Origin of the sequence: Bradyrhizobium ontarionense (assembly GCF_021088345.1) — a bacterium.
Lineage (GTDB): Bacteria > Pseudomonadota > Alphaproteobacteria > Rhizobiales > Xanthobacteraceae > Bradyrhizobium > Bradyrhizobium ontarionense.
Genome location: NZ_CP088156.1, coordinates 3,211,160 through 3,224,997 on the forward strand (window position 1 = coordinate 3,211,160; position 13,838 = coordinate 3,224,997).

11 protein-coding genes are annotated in these 13,838 nt (G+C 65.1%); 4 read left to right on the forward strand and 7 right to left on the reverse strand.

Translation table 11 applies throughout. From position 1 onward, the window contains the following. Positions 1 to 14 precede the first annotated feature (14 nt). Both LQG66_RS14505 and LQG66_RS14510 read right to left on the reverse strand, forming a co-directional pair. Positions 15 to 3,026, reverse strand: coding sequence for an autotransporter outer membrane beta-barrel domain-containing protein (locus LQG66_RS14505; protein WP_231326892.1), 3,012 nt, complete (start codon positions 3,024 to 3,026; stop codon positions 15 to 17). Positions 3,027 to 3,499: 473 nt separating this feature from the next. Further along, positions 3,500 to 5,893: a TonB-dependent receptor gene (locus LQG66_RS14510; RefSeq protein ID WP_231326893.1), complete on the reverse strand. Its 2,394-nt coding sequence runs from the start codon at positions 5,891 to 5,893 to the stop codon at positions 3,500 to 3,502. A 309-nt stretch (positions 5,894 to 6,202) separates the two neighbouring features. Between LQG66_RS14510 and LQG66_RS14515 the strand changes: the two genes are divergently transcribed. Then, positions 6,203 to 6,847: a response regulator transcription factor gene (locus LQG66_RS14515; RefSeq protein WP_231326894.1), complete on the forward strand. Its 645-nt coding sequence runs from the start codon at positions 6,203 to 6,205 to the stop codon at positions 6,845 to 6,847. 179 nt (positions 6,848 to 7,026) lie between these two features. On the opposite strand, the gene lanM is transcribed toward LQG66_RS14515, so the two are convergent. Continuing rightward, a complete protein-coding gene (gene lanM / locus LQG66_RS14520; RefSeq protein ID WP_231326895.1) occupies positions 7,027 to 7,422 on the reverse strand; it encodes a lanmodulin LanM in 396 nt (131 codons plus the stop codon). A gap of 916 nt (positions 7,423 to 8,338) precedes the next feature. Between lanM and LQG66_RS14525 the strand changes: the two genes are divergently transcribed. Both LQG66_RS14525 and LQG66_RS14530 read left to right on the forward strand, forming a co-directional pair. Continuing rightward, a complete protein-coding gene (locus LQG66_RS14525; RefSeq protein ID WP_231326896.1) occupies positions 8,339 to 9,184 on the forward strand; it encodes a hypothetical protein in 846 nt (281 codons plus the stop codon). 59 nt (positions 9,185 to 9,243) lie between these two features. Further along, on the forward strand, positions 9,244 to 9,585 hold the full coding sequence (locus tag LQG66_RS14530) for a hypothetical protein (RefSeq protein ID WP_231326897.1): 342 nt from the start codon (positions 9,244 to 9,246) through the stop codon (positions 9,583 to 9,585). 28 nt (positions 9,586 to 9,613) lie between these two features. On the opposite strand, the gene tolA is transcribed toward LQG66_RS14530, so the two are convergent. The 3 genes from tolA to exbB are packed head-to-tail and all read right to left on the reverse strand — an operon-like array spanning position 9,614 to position 11,709. After that, entirely contained in the window at positions 9,614 to 10,507 is an 894-nt protein-coding gene (gene tolA, locus LQG66_RS14535; protein ID WP_231326898.1) for a cell envelope integrity protein TolA, read from the reverse strand. Continuing rightward, positions 10,504 to 10,929: a TonB system transport protein ExbD gene (gene exbD / locus LQG66_RS14540; protein ID WP_231326899.1), complete on the reverse strand. Its 426-nt coding sequence runs from the start codon at positions 10,927 to 10,929 to the stop codon at positions 10,504 to 10,506. Before exbD ends, tolA begins: the two co-directional genes overlap by 4 nt. Before the next feature lie 3 nt (positions 10,930 to 10,932). Beyond that, positions 10,933 to 11,709: a tonB-system energizer ExbB gene (gene exbB, locus LQG66_RS14545; protein WP_231326900.1), complete on the reverse strand. Its 777-nt coding sequence runs from the start codon at positions 11,707 to 11,709 to the stop codon at positions 10,933 to 10,935. Positions 11,710 to 12,067: 358 nt separating this feature from the next. On the opposite strand from exbB, the gene LQG66_RS14550 reads away from it, so the two are divergent. Then, complete coding sequence (locus LQG66_RS14550) at positions 12,068 to 12,877, forward strand: tetratricopeptide repeat protein (RefSeq protein WP_231326901.1); 810 nt, start codon at positions 12,068 to 12,070, stop codon at positions 12,875 to 12,877. Here LQG66_RS14550 and LQG66_RS14555 read toward each other — a convergent pair. Then, on the reverse strand, positions 12,866 to 13,579 hold the full coding sequence (locus LQG66_RS14555; RefSeq protein WP_231326902.1) for a hypothetical protein: 714 nt from the start codon (positions 13,577 to 13,579) through the stop codon (positions 12,866 to 12,868). The genes LQG66_RS14550 and LQG66_RS14555 overlap by 12 nt on opposite strands. Positions 13,580 to 13,838: the final 259 nt, after the last annotated feature.

The window sequence follows — 13,838 nt, forward strand, 5'->3', positions numbered from 1 at the left end:
AGATGCAGGCGTGCTCAAAACTCCGCGCGCACCTTCAGCACCGCTGACTGCTCGAGATACTGGCTGCCCAGCACGGCGTTGTAGCCGAGCGAGATCGACTGGCGCTCGCCGAACGCCACCAGCTTGAGCGCGGCACCGAGCTCGGCCATGTTGCGCTCGGGCGACGGACCGGCCGCGAAGAACGTGCCGGCGCCTCCGGCGAAGCCGGCCGTCACGTTCTGCGCCGTGTTGCCAAACTCGTGCCGCCACGCCGCCAGCGTCTCCAGGCCGAAGCCATAGGTCGCGGTGACCAGCAGCGGGACGGTCGAACGGAAGCCGAGGTTGGAGCGCACCGAGTTGGTGGTCTGCTTGGCGATCGCAAGCGCTGCTCCCGCGGCGCTCGTCTCCGTATAGGCCTGCTGATCGAGATGGGCGAAGGTCACGCCGGCAAACGGCGTCAGCACCGCCTGATCCACCTTGACCGGCATGCCGAACTCGGCACGAGCCAGGGTCAGCCATCCCTTGTGGCTGCCCGAGACGGTGTCGGTGAAGCCCGCAAAGGCGACGCGGCGCGTGGTCGTGTAGTCGACCAGCGCGACGCCGGCAGAGCCGTTGAGATACCAGGACGGCTGCACGTAGGAACCGTACACCGTGCCCTGATAGTGCTGGATGCCGACCGCGTCTCCGGCGGCCGTCTTGTCGTCCATCGCGCTGGTGGCGTAGCCGAACGCGGCGCCGACGCGGAACGCGGCGTCGATCCGCTGGTCGATGCCGGCGACCAATCCGCCGGTGTTGCCCGAATAGCCAGCGACGCCGGCCACGTCATGCTGCGACGTGTTGGTGCCGATCAGGCTGCCCCAGACGGTCCGCTCGGGCTCCGGCACGATGGCAGGCGCCTTCAACGCCGGACGCGCCTTGATCGCACCATAGGCCATCAGCATCGATGTCAGCGCATCGGTGTCGGCCGCGAAGGCCGAGGCCACGCGCGAGTTGGCAGACGGTCCCGCGGCCGCTGCCGTCAGACGGTTGTCGATCTGCCCCTGGAACAGCGATGCGGTGGCGAGCGGGACCTGGGTCTGCGCTCCGTTCACGAACGGACGCAGCTGGTCGCCGGCGTTGCGCACCTCCCGATCCGTTCCCAGGCTCTGCACCGCGCCGCCCAACGCCTGCACCTGTGCGTTGCTGCCGCCGTAGCCGAACAGGCCGTTCAGCGCCGCTAGGCTGCCCGGCGAGATGCCGGCAATCGTCGCGGGCGACCTGACCGCAGCATTCAACAGCAGCGCGCCGGTCGACGTATCGGCGCTGAAACCGACCAGGGCGCTGGAGAAGTCGACGTCGAGCGGCGACGCCGACGCCGATGTCGCCACCCGGTAGACGTCGCCATTGCGCACGATGCCTGCCAGCGTGGGCGCGATCGTCCCGGCGCCCGCGAAGGTCACAGTGCCCGTGATGTTGCCGATGTTGGTCGACGGGGCCGCAGCGGTGCCGCCCGGTCCGAAGATCGTGGTCCGCAGCACTGCGCCGTCGACGAGCTGCACGCCGGCCGCGCCGCCGACGGTGACCTGCGACGTCATCAGGTCGAGCATGCCGAAATTGACTATGCTGGAAAGGCTGGTCACGCCGTCGAGCGTCAGCGAATTGCTGCCGAGGCCGGTCTGCGCCACGACGTTGCCACTGAAGCCGGTGCCCTTGAACAGAATGGTGTTGGTGGCGCCCTCCTGATCATTGATGGTGATGTCGCCACCGAGCGTGCCGGTATTGACCAGGTTGAAGGTGCGCGCTCCGAAGAAGTTCGCGGCGCCGTTGGTCGTGGCGGCGCAGAGCGGATCGGTCGTGTTGGTGCCCGCGGTCGGACAGGCGTTGCCATTGGCGTCGGTGCCGGTCCCGGAGCTGCTGAACGTCCCTTCGACCGTGCCCGCGGTCCCCTTGGTGAACGATCCCCGCGACGCGCTCTGGTCGACCGAGATCGATCCCGAGATGGTGCCGCTGTTGCTGACGTCGTGCTCGCCCGAGCCGAGATAGATGTTGCCCTGGATCAGCCCGGCATTGGCGATGACGCTGTCACGCGGGCCCGAATTCGAGCCGCTGCCCGTCAGCGGAAACGTCGATCCTGCAGCCAAGCCGGCGGCCGTGGTCAGCGGATTGGTATCGAGCGCCAGGATGTCACCCTTGATGACACCGCTGGCGTTATTGGTCACGGTCAACGCCTTGGTCTCGGTCACGGTCACGTTGCCGCTGGAGTCGAACTTGTAGAGCGGCGAATCCGGATTGCTGCCAGGGATCGTCTCGAACTCGGCGCCGGCGAACGCGGCGATCGCCCAATGGCCGTCGTAGAACCGGCTCGCCGCAGTCCAGCTGGTGTTGGCAATGGTGCCGGAGTTGGTGATCGTGGTATCGGCCCGTCCGTAGTAGGCGGCCGCGTAGTTGCCGGTCGCCGAGACCGTGCCGCCGGCCCGGTTGTTCAGAATGAAGCTGTTGGTGTTGTCGTCGGAATAGAGCGCCGAGATGACGGCCAGACTCGTCCCATTGTACCGCCCCGAAGCGGTCGTCCCGGCCGAGACGGTCAGCTTCGTCGGATCGAACGTACCGAAGAAGTTCTGGGTGACGGCCAAGGTGCCGGTGTTGTTGATGGTGAACTTGTTGACCTGGCTGTCGGCGACGATGACGTGAAGGCGTCCGGCGCTCAGCTGGCTCGTCGTGAGGCTGAGCCATCCGGCATTGTTGATGATCACGTTGTTGACGGCCGGGTCTTCGTCGTTGGAGAAATTGGCCGCGATCATGCCGCGATCTGCAAGGCCGGCCTGGGTGTTGGTCGTGAGGCTGCGATTCGCGGTCGAATCGAGCGTGATGGTCGCTGTCGGCGGGTTCGGATTATAGCCGGTGGCCGGGAAAGCCGGGTTGGCCGGCGTGTAGCCATTGCCGCCGCTGGAGGGGGTCGCGGTCGCAGCCGCCGCGTCATACACCGTGATCGCGGAGCTGATGCTCCCGCTGCAGTTGACCGTGACGCCCGGCGTCGTACATTCGGCCTTCGCGGCGCCCGCAGCCATCCACGTCGACAACAATACGAAACTTGCGGCAGCTGCTTCGCCGCGCTTTCTGGTTCTTGATTTCACCTGACGCCCCAATTTGCGCATGACATGCGCATTCTTGTTGGTGGCCAATTGTATCGAAACATTGGCGGGAACCAGCAAGGCGAAAGTTTCTCGGAACCTTAGGGACAAACTCCAACTAATAATAGAATTAGTCCCGACATCGAACGACTAATTACTACTACCTATGCCATGATCTTTTTTCTCTCTCGCGAAAGATGCAAACCTTATTGCAATGCGAGCACCTTGCAACACCGCAACGTCCCGGCAGAGCCGTGCTCACACCCGCCACTTCCGCATGGAGCAACGACCCGCGGCGGACAAGACAAACAAAAAAGGCCGGGATTTCTCCCGGCCTTTTTGCCACGGTGGGGGGCTGCCGTGGCGCGGCGCAGATGCGCCTGCGATCGCTGGTCGTTCGTCCGCGAAACTCAGAACTTCGCTTTGATACCTGCGTAGGCTGCGAGCGGCATGCCCGGCACCATGCTACGCGGATCGTTGAAGGCGAAGGCGGTATTGCCGCCCGAGGTATTGAAACCGCCCGGGTCGAACACGGTGCCTGCCGAGTAGTAGCGTTGGTTGAACAGGTTCTGTATCAGACCGAACACCTCGACATTCTTGGTCACCTGATAGGACGTATTCACGTTGACGACCCAGTAGGCCGGGACCTTCGGATAGACGTTGGTCTCGTCGTGCAGCAGATACTGGCTGCCGACATAGTTGACGCTCGCCCCGACCTTCCAGGCATCGGTCACGGCATATTCGGCCCCGAGCTTCAGGCGATGCGCCGGAATGCCGGGGATGTGGTTCCCGGACACGACGCCGACAGCCACGCCCAGGAACGGGTCGTTGACGTCGAAGGCGCTGCGGAACGTCGCATCGATGAAGGTGTAGTTGGCGTAGGCGCTCCACCGGTTCCAGGTCAGATCGAGCTTGGCCTCGACGCCCTGGCGCAGGGTGGTGCCGGCATTCTTGAAATAGCCGCGCACGGGGTTCGCCGGATCGACGACGTTGATGATGTCGTCGGAGTTCTCGGTGCGGAAGACGCTGAGGCCCCAGCGCAGCCGCCAGCCGTCGTCGACCGACACCGCCTTGACCGGCGCCTTGCGATAGGCCGGCGGCGCCGCGGCATACGCCGAGCCGCCGCCGGAAATCTCGCCGCGCAGACCGCCTTCGATGGTGCGCGACACCACCTGCTTGAGCGGCGGATCGGCGATCAGGAAGTTGTCGATCAGACAGGGGTTGGCGGGATCGGAACAGCCGAGCTCGAGCGGGGTCGGCGCGCGGTTGGCTTCGGAGTAGCCGGCATAGGCTGTCATGTTCGGCGTGATCTTGTAGGTCAGGCCGACCACGGGATTGAAGCGCTGGAAATTGTTGTCGCTGTTCAGGAGCGGCGCCAGGCCGGTCTGGTCGCGCAGGTTGATCTGCGCCCAGTTGAAGCGGCCGCCGGCCGTGAACGCCAGTTGCGAGGTGATGTCGAAGGTGTTGGTCGCGTAGATGCCGAGATAGGTGTTCTTGGCGTTCAGATTGACCGGTGAGATGTCGGCCGCCGGCTGATCGATGTAGACGCCGAGGCCGGTCACGAAGAGATTGTTGTCGACGGTGCCGAGCTCCGACGTCGCCGAGAAGTTGGTGTTGCCGTGATCGACGCTGGCGCCGACGACGAAATGGTTGTCGTGGCCGAACAGCTGCGTGGTCGATGTCGCCTGCAGCGATCCGCCATAGCTCGTGGTCTTGACCTGGTTGCGGTCGATCTCGCCGAGCGCAAGATCTCCGGCCAACGTGTTGGCGGTCGGGCCATTTCGGTTGATTTGAACCTCGGCGCCAGCAGCGTCCGTCAGACAGAACTCTCCAGGAAAGGCTCCAGCCGGATCGCAAGCAGCCGCCTCAGTGGCGTTGCCGTCGACGCGCGCCGACTTGTAGTTGCGGTAGTAGCCGTTGGCCTGGAACGAGAGCGTATCGGTCGGCGTCCACTTCGCGCTGGCCTGCACCATCTGCATCTGCAGATGCAGCGACTGCGGCCAGGTGTAGACGCTGGACCAGCGCTGGTTCAGCATCTCGATCGGCGTCGCCGCCACCGAGCCGAGCTTGTTGTCGGCCCCGGTGAAGGAGAGGTGGAACTCGGTCTGGTCGCCGCGCGCGCCGATATCGGCATACATGCGCCGGACCTGCGACTGCGACGAGAAGTCGCGCCAGCCGCGATCAAAGGCGCCTTCAGCAGCGAAGTAGGCCGAGTAGGTGCCGTTGTTCCAGCCGTATTGGGCGCCCGACTGGATGCGGCCAAAGGAGCCGCCGAACAGCTGGGTCTCGGCGCCCTGATAGGTGAAGCCGTTCTTCATCTCGATCGACAGCGCACCGCCGGTGGCGTTGAGACCGAACAGCGGGTTGTTCGGCTGCAGCGTCATGCGCGCGATCGCCATCTCCGGGATCAGGTCCCAGTTCACGACGTCGCCAAACGCCTCGTTGATGCGGGTGCCGTTCTGATAGACGGCAATGCCCTGCGGCGTGCCGAGCACCGGCGATGCTGTTGCACCGCGGTAGTTGAGGTCGCGCTGGAACGCGTTGCCGGTCTGGTCGCTGAGGGAGACGCCCGGCATCGACTGCAGCATGCCGTCGAGCAGCGACGGCGCACGGCTGTGATCGAGCTCCTTCGCCCCGATGGTTTCGACGTTGGACGGAATCTTGTCCTTGGCGATCTCGCTCCCCGGAACCGGCGAGACACCGACCACCTCGATGGTCTGGAGTGTTTGTTGCGCAAACGCAATTGAAGGTAGTAACGCACATGTAGCGAGAAGCGCGCTCTTCAGCGCCGAGAGTCTGGTCAAGACGTCCCCCAGTTTCTTGTCGACCGGTTCAAGCGTCAGCTCACGCCCCTGAGCCTCCCCTCACTCGAAGCCGGTCGATTCACACGATTACGAACGGTAAACATTGGTAAACAGCGGCAATCTTCGTCGCAACGGGGAATATTCTTCACCAACTAGGGACAATCTTCCCGCATCCGGAAACTGGCGATCGTTTCGCCGTGCTATTTTCGTTTCTCGGCCGCATTGTCGCACGTCTTCGTGGTTTCCAAGGGAACCAGCATGGAGAGCAACGTCGGCGCAAACCACGCCCAAGGGCGAGACCTGGATCGGATGTATCGCGTTCTGCTGGTCGACGATCACCCGGTCGTCATCACGGCCTGCCGCTGGCTGCTGAAAGAGGCCGGGATCGCGTCCGTGTTCGAGGCGCATGACGCTGATGGCGGCTACGAAGCCTATTTGCGCGATCGGCCGGACGTTACGGTCGTCGACCTTCGCCTGCAGGGCCAGGAGTGGGACGGAATCGGCCTGATCGAGCGCATGCGCGCCCATGATCCGCGCGCGAAAATCCTGGTCTTCAGCATGCACGGCGATCCGCGGGTCGTTCGCTCGGCCCTCGACGCCGGCGCCAACGGCTATCTGCTCAAGGACGCTCCGCCGCAGGAGCTGCCGAAGGCGCTGGAACGGGTTCGGGCTGGCGGCTCCTATCTGGATGCGCAACTGGCGACCCGGATTGCCCTGTTGCGAACAGAGTCGGGCGGACCAGCAGCGGCCGCATTGACGCCGCGCGAGCAACAGGCTCTCGCGTTGCTGGCGGAGGCGAAATCCTATCAGGCGATCGCGGAGCAACTGGGGATCAGCTACAAGACGGTCATTAACCTGACCTACCGGCTGCGGCAGAAGGTCGGCGCGCGCAGTCTGCCGGACCTCGTTCGCCTGGCCGTAGAGATGTCCCGCGTCAGGTCCCGACCTGAGTAAATTCTACTACGGAGACCGCGATCGACGGGATGGATCAACCATCGAACCATGATCGGGCAGTCAAATTCAAAGACCCAAATTCAAAGACAAAGGCCTGCGACCATCCCGTCGCAGGCCTTCTGCCGTCGGCATCGCGGGTCTGCACCACAGAACGCTGATGCACCCACGTCGTCCGGGTCTCACTTCACCAGCTTGGCCACCGACTTCAGCTCTTTCGAATCGAGCGTGCCGTCATTGTCGGGATCGGCTGCCTTGAAGCGGCTGGCCACCAGCGCAAGATACTCGTCCTTGGTCAGCGTGCCGTCATTGTCGGGATCAGCCGCCTTGAGATCCTTGGCCGAGACCCGGCCGCGCAGTTCCTTCGCGTCGAGCGTGCCGTCGTGGTCGCGGTCCAGACGGTCGAACAGGGCACCGGCTGCGGCACGGACCTCGTTCAGATCGGCGGTGCCGTCCTTGTCGGGGTCGATCGAGGTCAGCAGCTTCGAGGCGGCCGGCGCACTCGCAGCCATCGTCGTGGTGCCGGCGATCGCGGCCAAGCCCAAGGCGGCTGCCGCCATCATAAGTTTCCAATTCATCGAATTGATCCTTTGTCTCCGCCGTCCGACGGGGCGGCGATGAATGGTGCGGTAAAAACGTATCCGAGCGTCGCCGGCTTCGCAGGCGACGCGACACGTACCACTTTGACCTAAGTGAGGCGCTGCAATTTCGCAAGTGCAACAGAGAGGACGTCCGGGAAATTATCGACCGCAATCGGGATCAAAACCTGGGACCGTGCAGGAAATATCTCCCGGGTCGGTCGCGCCAGGGAGTCTCCGAAGCGGAGCTCGTGGACTCTCGCGCCTCGGCCCGGGCGTTCGCAGCGAGACGTCCCTGCTTAGCGGCACGGACGCGCCTGGGCCCGCTACGTGCCGTCGGCTCACTGGTCTTCTTGGCGGTGCTCTTGCTGGCTTGCGTCTGCTTCCACCAGGATTCGAACTCGTTCTGCAGCCGCGGCTCCCGCGCGAAAGCGCGCCCATCCGCGAGCACGAAGACGGAGATGGCGAGAGTGACAATCACGCGCAGGCTGATGGGCCGGGCGGAATTGCGGCGACGATGGTCGATAGCTTGAGGCACTGCGCGTCCGATCTCTGGCTATCCGGCTCTCGGCGGCGGATGTTGCAACGCGGATTTTCCATCGCTCTGTGACGTCAATGTGTTTGCAACGCGCCACATTCATCGCCGTGCTGAGATTCATTTGCGAGTCGGCCGCCATATTGTCCCGGTCAAAATGTCCCGTTCGGCTTGCCAAAACATCCCTATTCCCACTGATACAGATGCGGACACGGCAAATGGGGCAAGACGCAACTGATCGTTTCCCGATCGCGTCACCTTTCAGCCGAGACCGCCGCATGTTTTCGCCGCGCGCACTCGTTAGCTCATTTGCTGAGGGAGTGCGGGGACATGCAGCCGGACGACGTCGCAAGACGACAACAAAAACGATCGCGATGGTGCATGGTCGGCGGTGTCCTCCTGCTGGCGCCGTTCGGCGCAGCCGCTGAGGAAATCCAGGGCAACGACCCGGCATCTCCTGGTCATTTCCAGGTCGAGCAGCGCTTCGGCTATGTCACGACCTTCAATCCGCAGCAGCAGAACGGTGGCCGCCGCGTCCCCCAGCGGGCGCTCACCGGCGAGACCGAGATCGGCTACTCGCCGACCGAATGGTACGAGATCGCACTGACCTCGCCTTACGCCTTAGCGCGCGCCAACGTGCCGATGGCGATGGGCAATGTGATGGACAACGGCGTGCCGGGCTACTCATTCCAGTCCGGCGGCGTGACCATTCGCCAGACCTTCATCCAGGGCGACCGGCTCGAGCGCACGGTGTTCGTCGGCCTCGTTTCGCGCACCATCCTGGCGCCGCAGGGCGGACTCACGCCGGATCTGTGGGTCGCCAACAAGGCCGGGGCGGGTCAGCCGGGTGCACCGCGTTTCGTGCAGGAGGCCACGCCACGGGTGGCGCAGATGTTCACGCCGATCATCGGCGTCAACCTGCCCAACGACTATCAGCTGATCTTCAACGCCAACATGACCTTCGGCATCGACGGCGCCGGCTCGGCCTTCGAGCCGTCGATCCGTTTCGTCAAGCGCCTCAGCGACCGCTGGACCGTCGGCATCGAGCATTTCTCCAACCTCGGACCGCTCGGCCACATCCTGCCCTGGAACCAGCAGATGCAGACGCTCTATGCCGTCGCCGACACGCGCTTCAAGGGCTTCGAGTTCAGCTTCGGCATAGGCTACGGCCTGACCAACGCCTCGCGCGGCCTCGCGCTCAAGACCAGCATCGGCAAGGATTTCTGACCGGCCCGGTTGCAGCCCCCTTCATCTCATCCTCAATCATAAGAACAAGGACACTCGTCATGCGTCGCCTCGTCACCGCCTGCGCGCTTCTGATCCTGGCCGGCTCTGCCGCCAATGCCGAGGACGGCCCGCGCTTTCTCAACCGCACCGGACAGACCATCGTGAAGATGTACCTGGCTGCCGTCGGCACCAAAACCTGGGGTGCGGACCAGTGCAAGAACGACGACGAAGGCGAGGTCGACCACAACGAGCGCATGACCCTGGTCGGCGTCAAATCGGGCCGCTACGACATCAAGCTCGCCGACAAGGCCGGCCGCACCTGCGTCGCCAAGAACATCGAGCTCAAGGAAGGCGCGCAGTTCGTCGTGCGCGACACGGATCTGACCGAATGCTCGAAGTGAGTTGTAAGTGATGACGTGATGAGGCCGCTCAGCGCGGCCTCATATGCAGAGGCACCGTTCGCGACTCCTGCGCCTGTTTCATGACTGGGGGAAAGCGCGGAAACGGGGCCGCGCGTTCGATGATGGACAGCGCCGCGCGATCCAGTGCCGGTGAGCCCGAGCTACCGGCGAGCCGGCGCGACACCAGCCGGCCGTTGCGGTCGATGACAATACTCACCATGACTGTGCCGCTCGCACCATTGCCATCGGATGGATAGGCGACGTAACGGCGGATGTGCGCCACCATCTCGGCATTCCAGCTGGCCTGCCCATCGCGCGCGCCGACGCTGTCCTCGCCCGGATTGGGCGCCGACGCCACACGTGAGGGCCGGCTGGCTGGCGCAGCGGCCGGCTTCGGCGCGGGCTTCCTCTCGGCCCTTTCCTTCTCGACCGGCCCGCGTTCGGCGCGCTCGGGCACGGCGACCGGCTTCGTCTCCGGCGGTTTGGCCTCAATAGGCTTCGGCGGCGGCGGAGGCGGCAACACCAATTCGTCCGCGCGCGGCGGCTCGGGCGCGAGCGTGACCTGCGGCACGGGCTCGGGCGACGGCAGCACTTCCGGCACCGGCTGCGGGACGGGCTCGGCCACGGCTTCGCGTGCGACAGGTTCTTCCTTGACCGGCTCTTCCTTCGGCGGCTCGACCGGCGGGGTCGGCTCGGCCGTCGGCGCGTCTTGCGCTGCAGGGGCCGTTTCGCTCACCACCGCTGGCGTGAACACGACGTCGAAGGCCGGCGCTTCCGCGCGCCCCTCTGGCGCCGGACGCAACAACAAATAGCCGACGGCGAGGCCGACATGCAGCCCGGCCACCACCAGCGCGGCGACCGTCCACAGCGCGCGCTCCCGGCCCTCCTCCGGTTCGAACGGATCGAGCGTCAGCACGCTCACGGGCTGCTCCGGTCTTCCAACGCGACCAGCGCCACCTTCACATAACCGGCGCGGCGCAGCGTGTTCATCAGCGCCATCACCTCGCCATAGGGCAGCGTCTGATCGGCGCGCAGCAGCACGCGCTGCTCATGATCGGACTTGGTCGCGGCATCGAGCGACGCGGCGATATCAGCCTGTTCGACGCTCTGGTCGCCGACCGCGAGTGAGCGGTCGGCCTTGAAGGTGACGAAGATCGGCGTCTCCGCGCGCGGCTGCGGCTCGGCTGAAACGGCCGGCAGGTTGACCGGGATGTCGACGGTCGCGAGCGGCGCTGCGACCATGAAGATGATCAGCAGCACCAGCATGACGTCGATGAACGGCGTCACGTTGATGTCGTGCGTCTCTTCGAATTCGTCGGTGCGCCGGGCGAGCTTGACGGCCATGGCTCACTCCGCCGGATTGGCGATCGACAGCATCGGTGCATCGACCGCGCGGATGGCGCTGCGCCGCGCCTCGGCCGGGCCTGCGTGCTGCCGGTCGAGATCGCGGCTGATCAGGCGCATCACCGCGACCGACGCATCGGCGATGACGGCGCGATAGCCGCCGGTGGCGCGCGCGAACAGATTGTAGATGACGACCGCGGGAATCGCGGCGGCGAGGCCGAAGGCGGTGGCGAGCAGCGCCTCAGCGATGCCCGGCGCGACCACCGCGAGATTGGTCGTGTGGGCATGCGAGATGCCGATGAAGCTGTTCATGATGCCCCAGACCGTGCCGAACAGGCCGACGAAGGGCCCGACGGCGCCGACAGTGGCGAGAATGCCGATGCCGCGGCCGATCCGCGCGACGGCGGCCGCCTCGATCCGCTCGAACTGCCAGGCGACGCGCTCCTTGATGCCGTCAGCGGGCAGACCGCGCGACTTGTCGATCTCGTCCTCGGCGACGGCGAGCAGGCGCCCCACCACACCGTCTTCAGCGGAAATGCGTCCCGTCGCGTCGGACAAGGACCGCGCAGCGACTGCGCCCCCAAGCGCGCTGCGGGCGGTGCGCAGAGCCGAGCGGAGCTGGATCGTCTTCACGACCAGCACGGTCCAGGTCGCAACCGACGCCAGCGCCAGCCCGATCATGACCGCCTTCACGACGATGTCGGCCTGCATGAACATGGTCCAGGGTGACAACGCCTCCGGCAGCGTGCTCGCGAGACTGGCGATGTGTGCCTGGTCCATTGTCGTACTCCCTCGATGGCCCCGTGAGATTGGTGATCACGATCCCGCCGCTGGCTCGCGTCGCAGACCCTGCGCTTCAGGAGAAAGCGCGCGGCCGGCTTCGATGGCGTCAGATCGTGTCGAGGCCTTGTTGTTTCGCGTCCTTGGGGCAAAGTCGCGGCGAAGACGGCGACCATCCCGATTTTGAAAGAGTGCCGCCTGTTGTCGCCTGCTTCAAGGCACTTGGCGCTTGGAATATATCCCATGTAGACCGGGAAGAATTCCCGGATGGAACGGGAATACCCCATCTCCGGCGGGGGTCGGCTGCATTCGGCAAACGCCGATTCCCTCGCTTCGGGGAACGCGATAACGTCGTCACATGCCGTCCGCACCCGAGGACATCGTGCGCCGCGCTGCAGCCAGCTTCAATGCCGGCCGCATCGATGAGGCGCGTCGGCTGTGCGAGCAGGAGCTTGCGCGCGCCCCCGGCGAGCCGATGTTCAGCCACCTGTTGGCTGCGGTGCTGCTGTCGCGCCAGGAGATCGCCGCGGCGCGCTTCCACGTCGCGGCGAGCCTGGCGAGGCGCCCCGACAACGCGGCCGCGCAACTCCTCGCCGCGCGCATTTGCCGCGCCGACAAGGACTACGCCGCCGCCCTCGACCATGTCGATCGTGCGTTGGCGTTGGCGCCGCAGCGCGAAGCCTTCGTGGAGAAGGCGCGCATCCTCGACCAGGCTGGCGATCGCGCCCAGGCCCGCAACGCCTGGCAGGCGATCCTCAAAGTCGTGCCTGATCATGGCGAAGCCGCCGCGCGGCTCGGCCGGTTCGCGTTCGAGGACGGCGATCTCGCTTGCGCCGCCTCCTACCTCGAGCAGGCGACGTCGGGCGACGCTCCGGCTTCCGCGTGGTTCGATCTCGGCTTGGTCCGCCAGGATCAGCGCGATTATAGCGGCGCGGCAACGGCCTACAGGAAGGCACTGGCGCTCAATCCCGATCACGCCGAAAGCGCGCTCAATCTGGGGATCGTATTGCAGGAAAGCGGCGATGCGGACGCGGCGATGCAATTCTATCAAACGGCCTACCGGCTGCGGCCACAGATGTTCGGCTCGATCGCGATGGCGCTGACGTCCGCCGCGCATGGAAGGCTGTGGCTCGACGAAGCCGCGTTGCGGCTTGCCTTAACGCGTTGACCGGCCGCGCCGAGCGCGAAACCGCTTGCGATAGACATTCGGTGCAGCCAGCACCTGTGCAACGGTCCTGGAATAGGCGATTGCGTGATCCGCGTCGAACGGCTCGAACACGAGTTCCGGCGCCTCGCGCGGCACCGGAAAACATTGCGCGACCGGAGTGCCCTTCGGCACCACGCCGCAAAAATCGGGCGCGATCCACAGCGCCGGAAAGTTGATGCCGCCGTCGTGGAAACGGTCGGCATCGACGAGACCGGTCACGGTCCGGAACGGCAGGTCGTCGCGATTGACCGGGTGGGTCGCAAACAGCGACCAGCCCTCAGGACATTCGATGGTCCAGAAGCTGTTGAACTTGATGGCCGCCTGCCGATCTCGCGCAAACGGGGCGCCCTCGAATTGCGCGGCGACGTGAAAGCTGAGTGGTGCACGGGGATGCCCTGCGGTCGCAGCAGCCGGAACGTCCCAATCCCATGAGAACGTTCCACGGCTCACCCTGACGTCGCAAGGCAGCAGGATCATCACGCCATGGGCCATCGCATCGACGAATGGCGGGCACTGCTTGACGGTACGAATGTCGCGGCCATGCAGGTCGGAAAATGCCTGCGCCGGCATCCGGCGCAGCCAGTCGGGCAAGGCCGTCCGCGCAGCCACCGGCCGCGGCAGGTGATCGATCAGCGCGGGATCGCAGCGAAAGACCATGCGCATGGCGTCTCCTCCGTGACGGCGAGCGAGGTGATGATTGTAGCCGTCATTGCGAGCGAAAGCGACTTGTCGGCCATAGCCCGGCGGGCGACGGCGGAGGCAATCCCGAATCGTTCTTGTGGCTCGATTGCTTCGTCACGTTGCGCTTCGCAACGGCGACGGAGCGTGGGAATGCAAAAGGCCGGGATTGCTCCCGGCCTTTCGTGTTTCTCCACCGTCATGCCCCACGCAGGCGGGGCATCCTGTCAACACAGCCGTCAGC

Coding starts and splice junctions, on each gene's coding strand:
- LQG66_RS14555 (WP_231326902.1), bottom strand. CDS start 13,579: ATGCGCATGGTCTTTCGCTGCGATCCCGCGCTGATCGATCACCTGCCG.
- LQG66_RS14550 (WP_231326901.1), top strand. CDS start 12,068: ATGCCGTCCGCACCCGAGGACATCGTGCGCCGCGCTGCAGCCAGCTTC.
- LQG66_RS14515 (WP_231326894.1), top strand. CDS start 6,203: ATGTATCGCGTTCTGCTGGTCGACGATCACCCGGTCGTCATCACGGCC.
- LQG66_RS14505 (WP_231326892.1), bottom strand. CDS start 3,026: ATGGCTGCGGGCGCCGCGAAGGCCGAATGTACGACGCCGGGCGTCACG.
- lanM (WP_231326895.1), bottom strand. CDS start 7,422: ATGAATTGGAAACTTATGATGGCGGCAGCCGCCTTGGGCTTGGCCGCG.
- exbB (WP_231326900.1), bottom strand. CDS start 11,709: ATGGACCAGGCACACATCGCCAGTCTCGCGAGCACGCTGCCGGAGGCG.
- exbD (WP_231326899.1), bottom strand. CDS start 10,929: ATGGCCGTCAAGCTCGCCCGGCGCACCGACGAATTCGAAGAGACGCAC.
- LQG66_RS14525 (WP_231326896.1), top strand. CDS start 8,339: ATGGTCGGCGGTGTCCTCCTGCTGGCGCCGTTCGGCGCAGCCGCTGAG.
- LQG66_RS14530 (WP_231326897.1), top strand. CDS start 9,244: ATGCGTCGCCTCGTCACCGCCTGCGCGCTTCTGATCCTGGCCGGCTCT.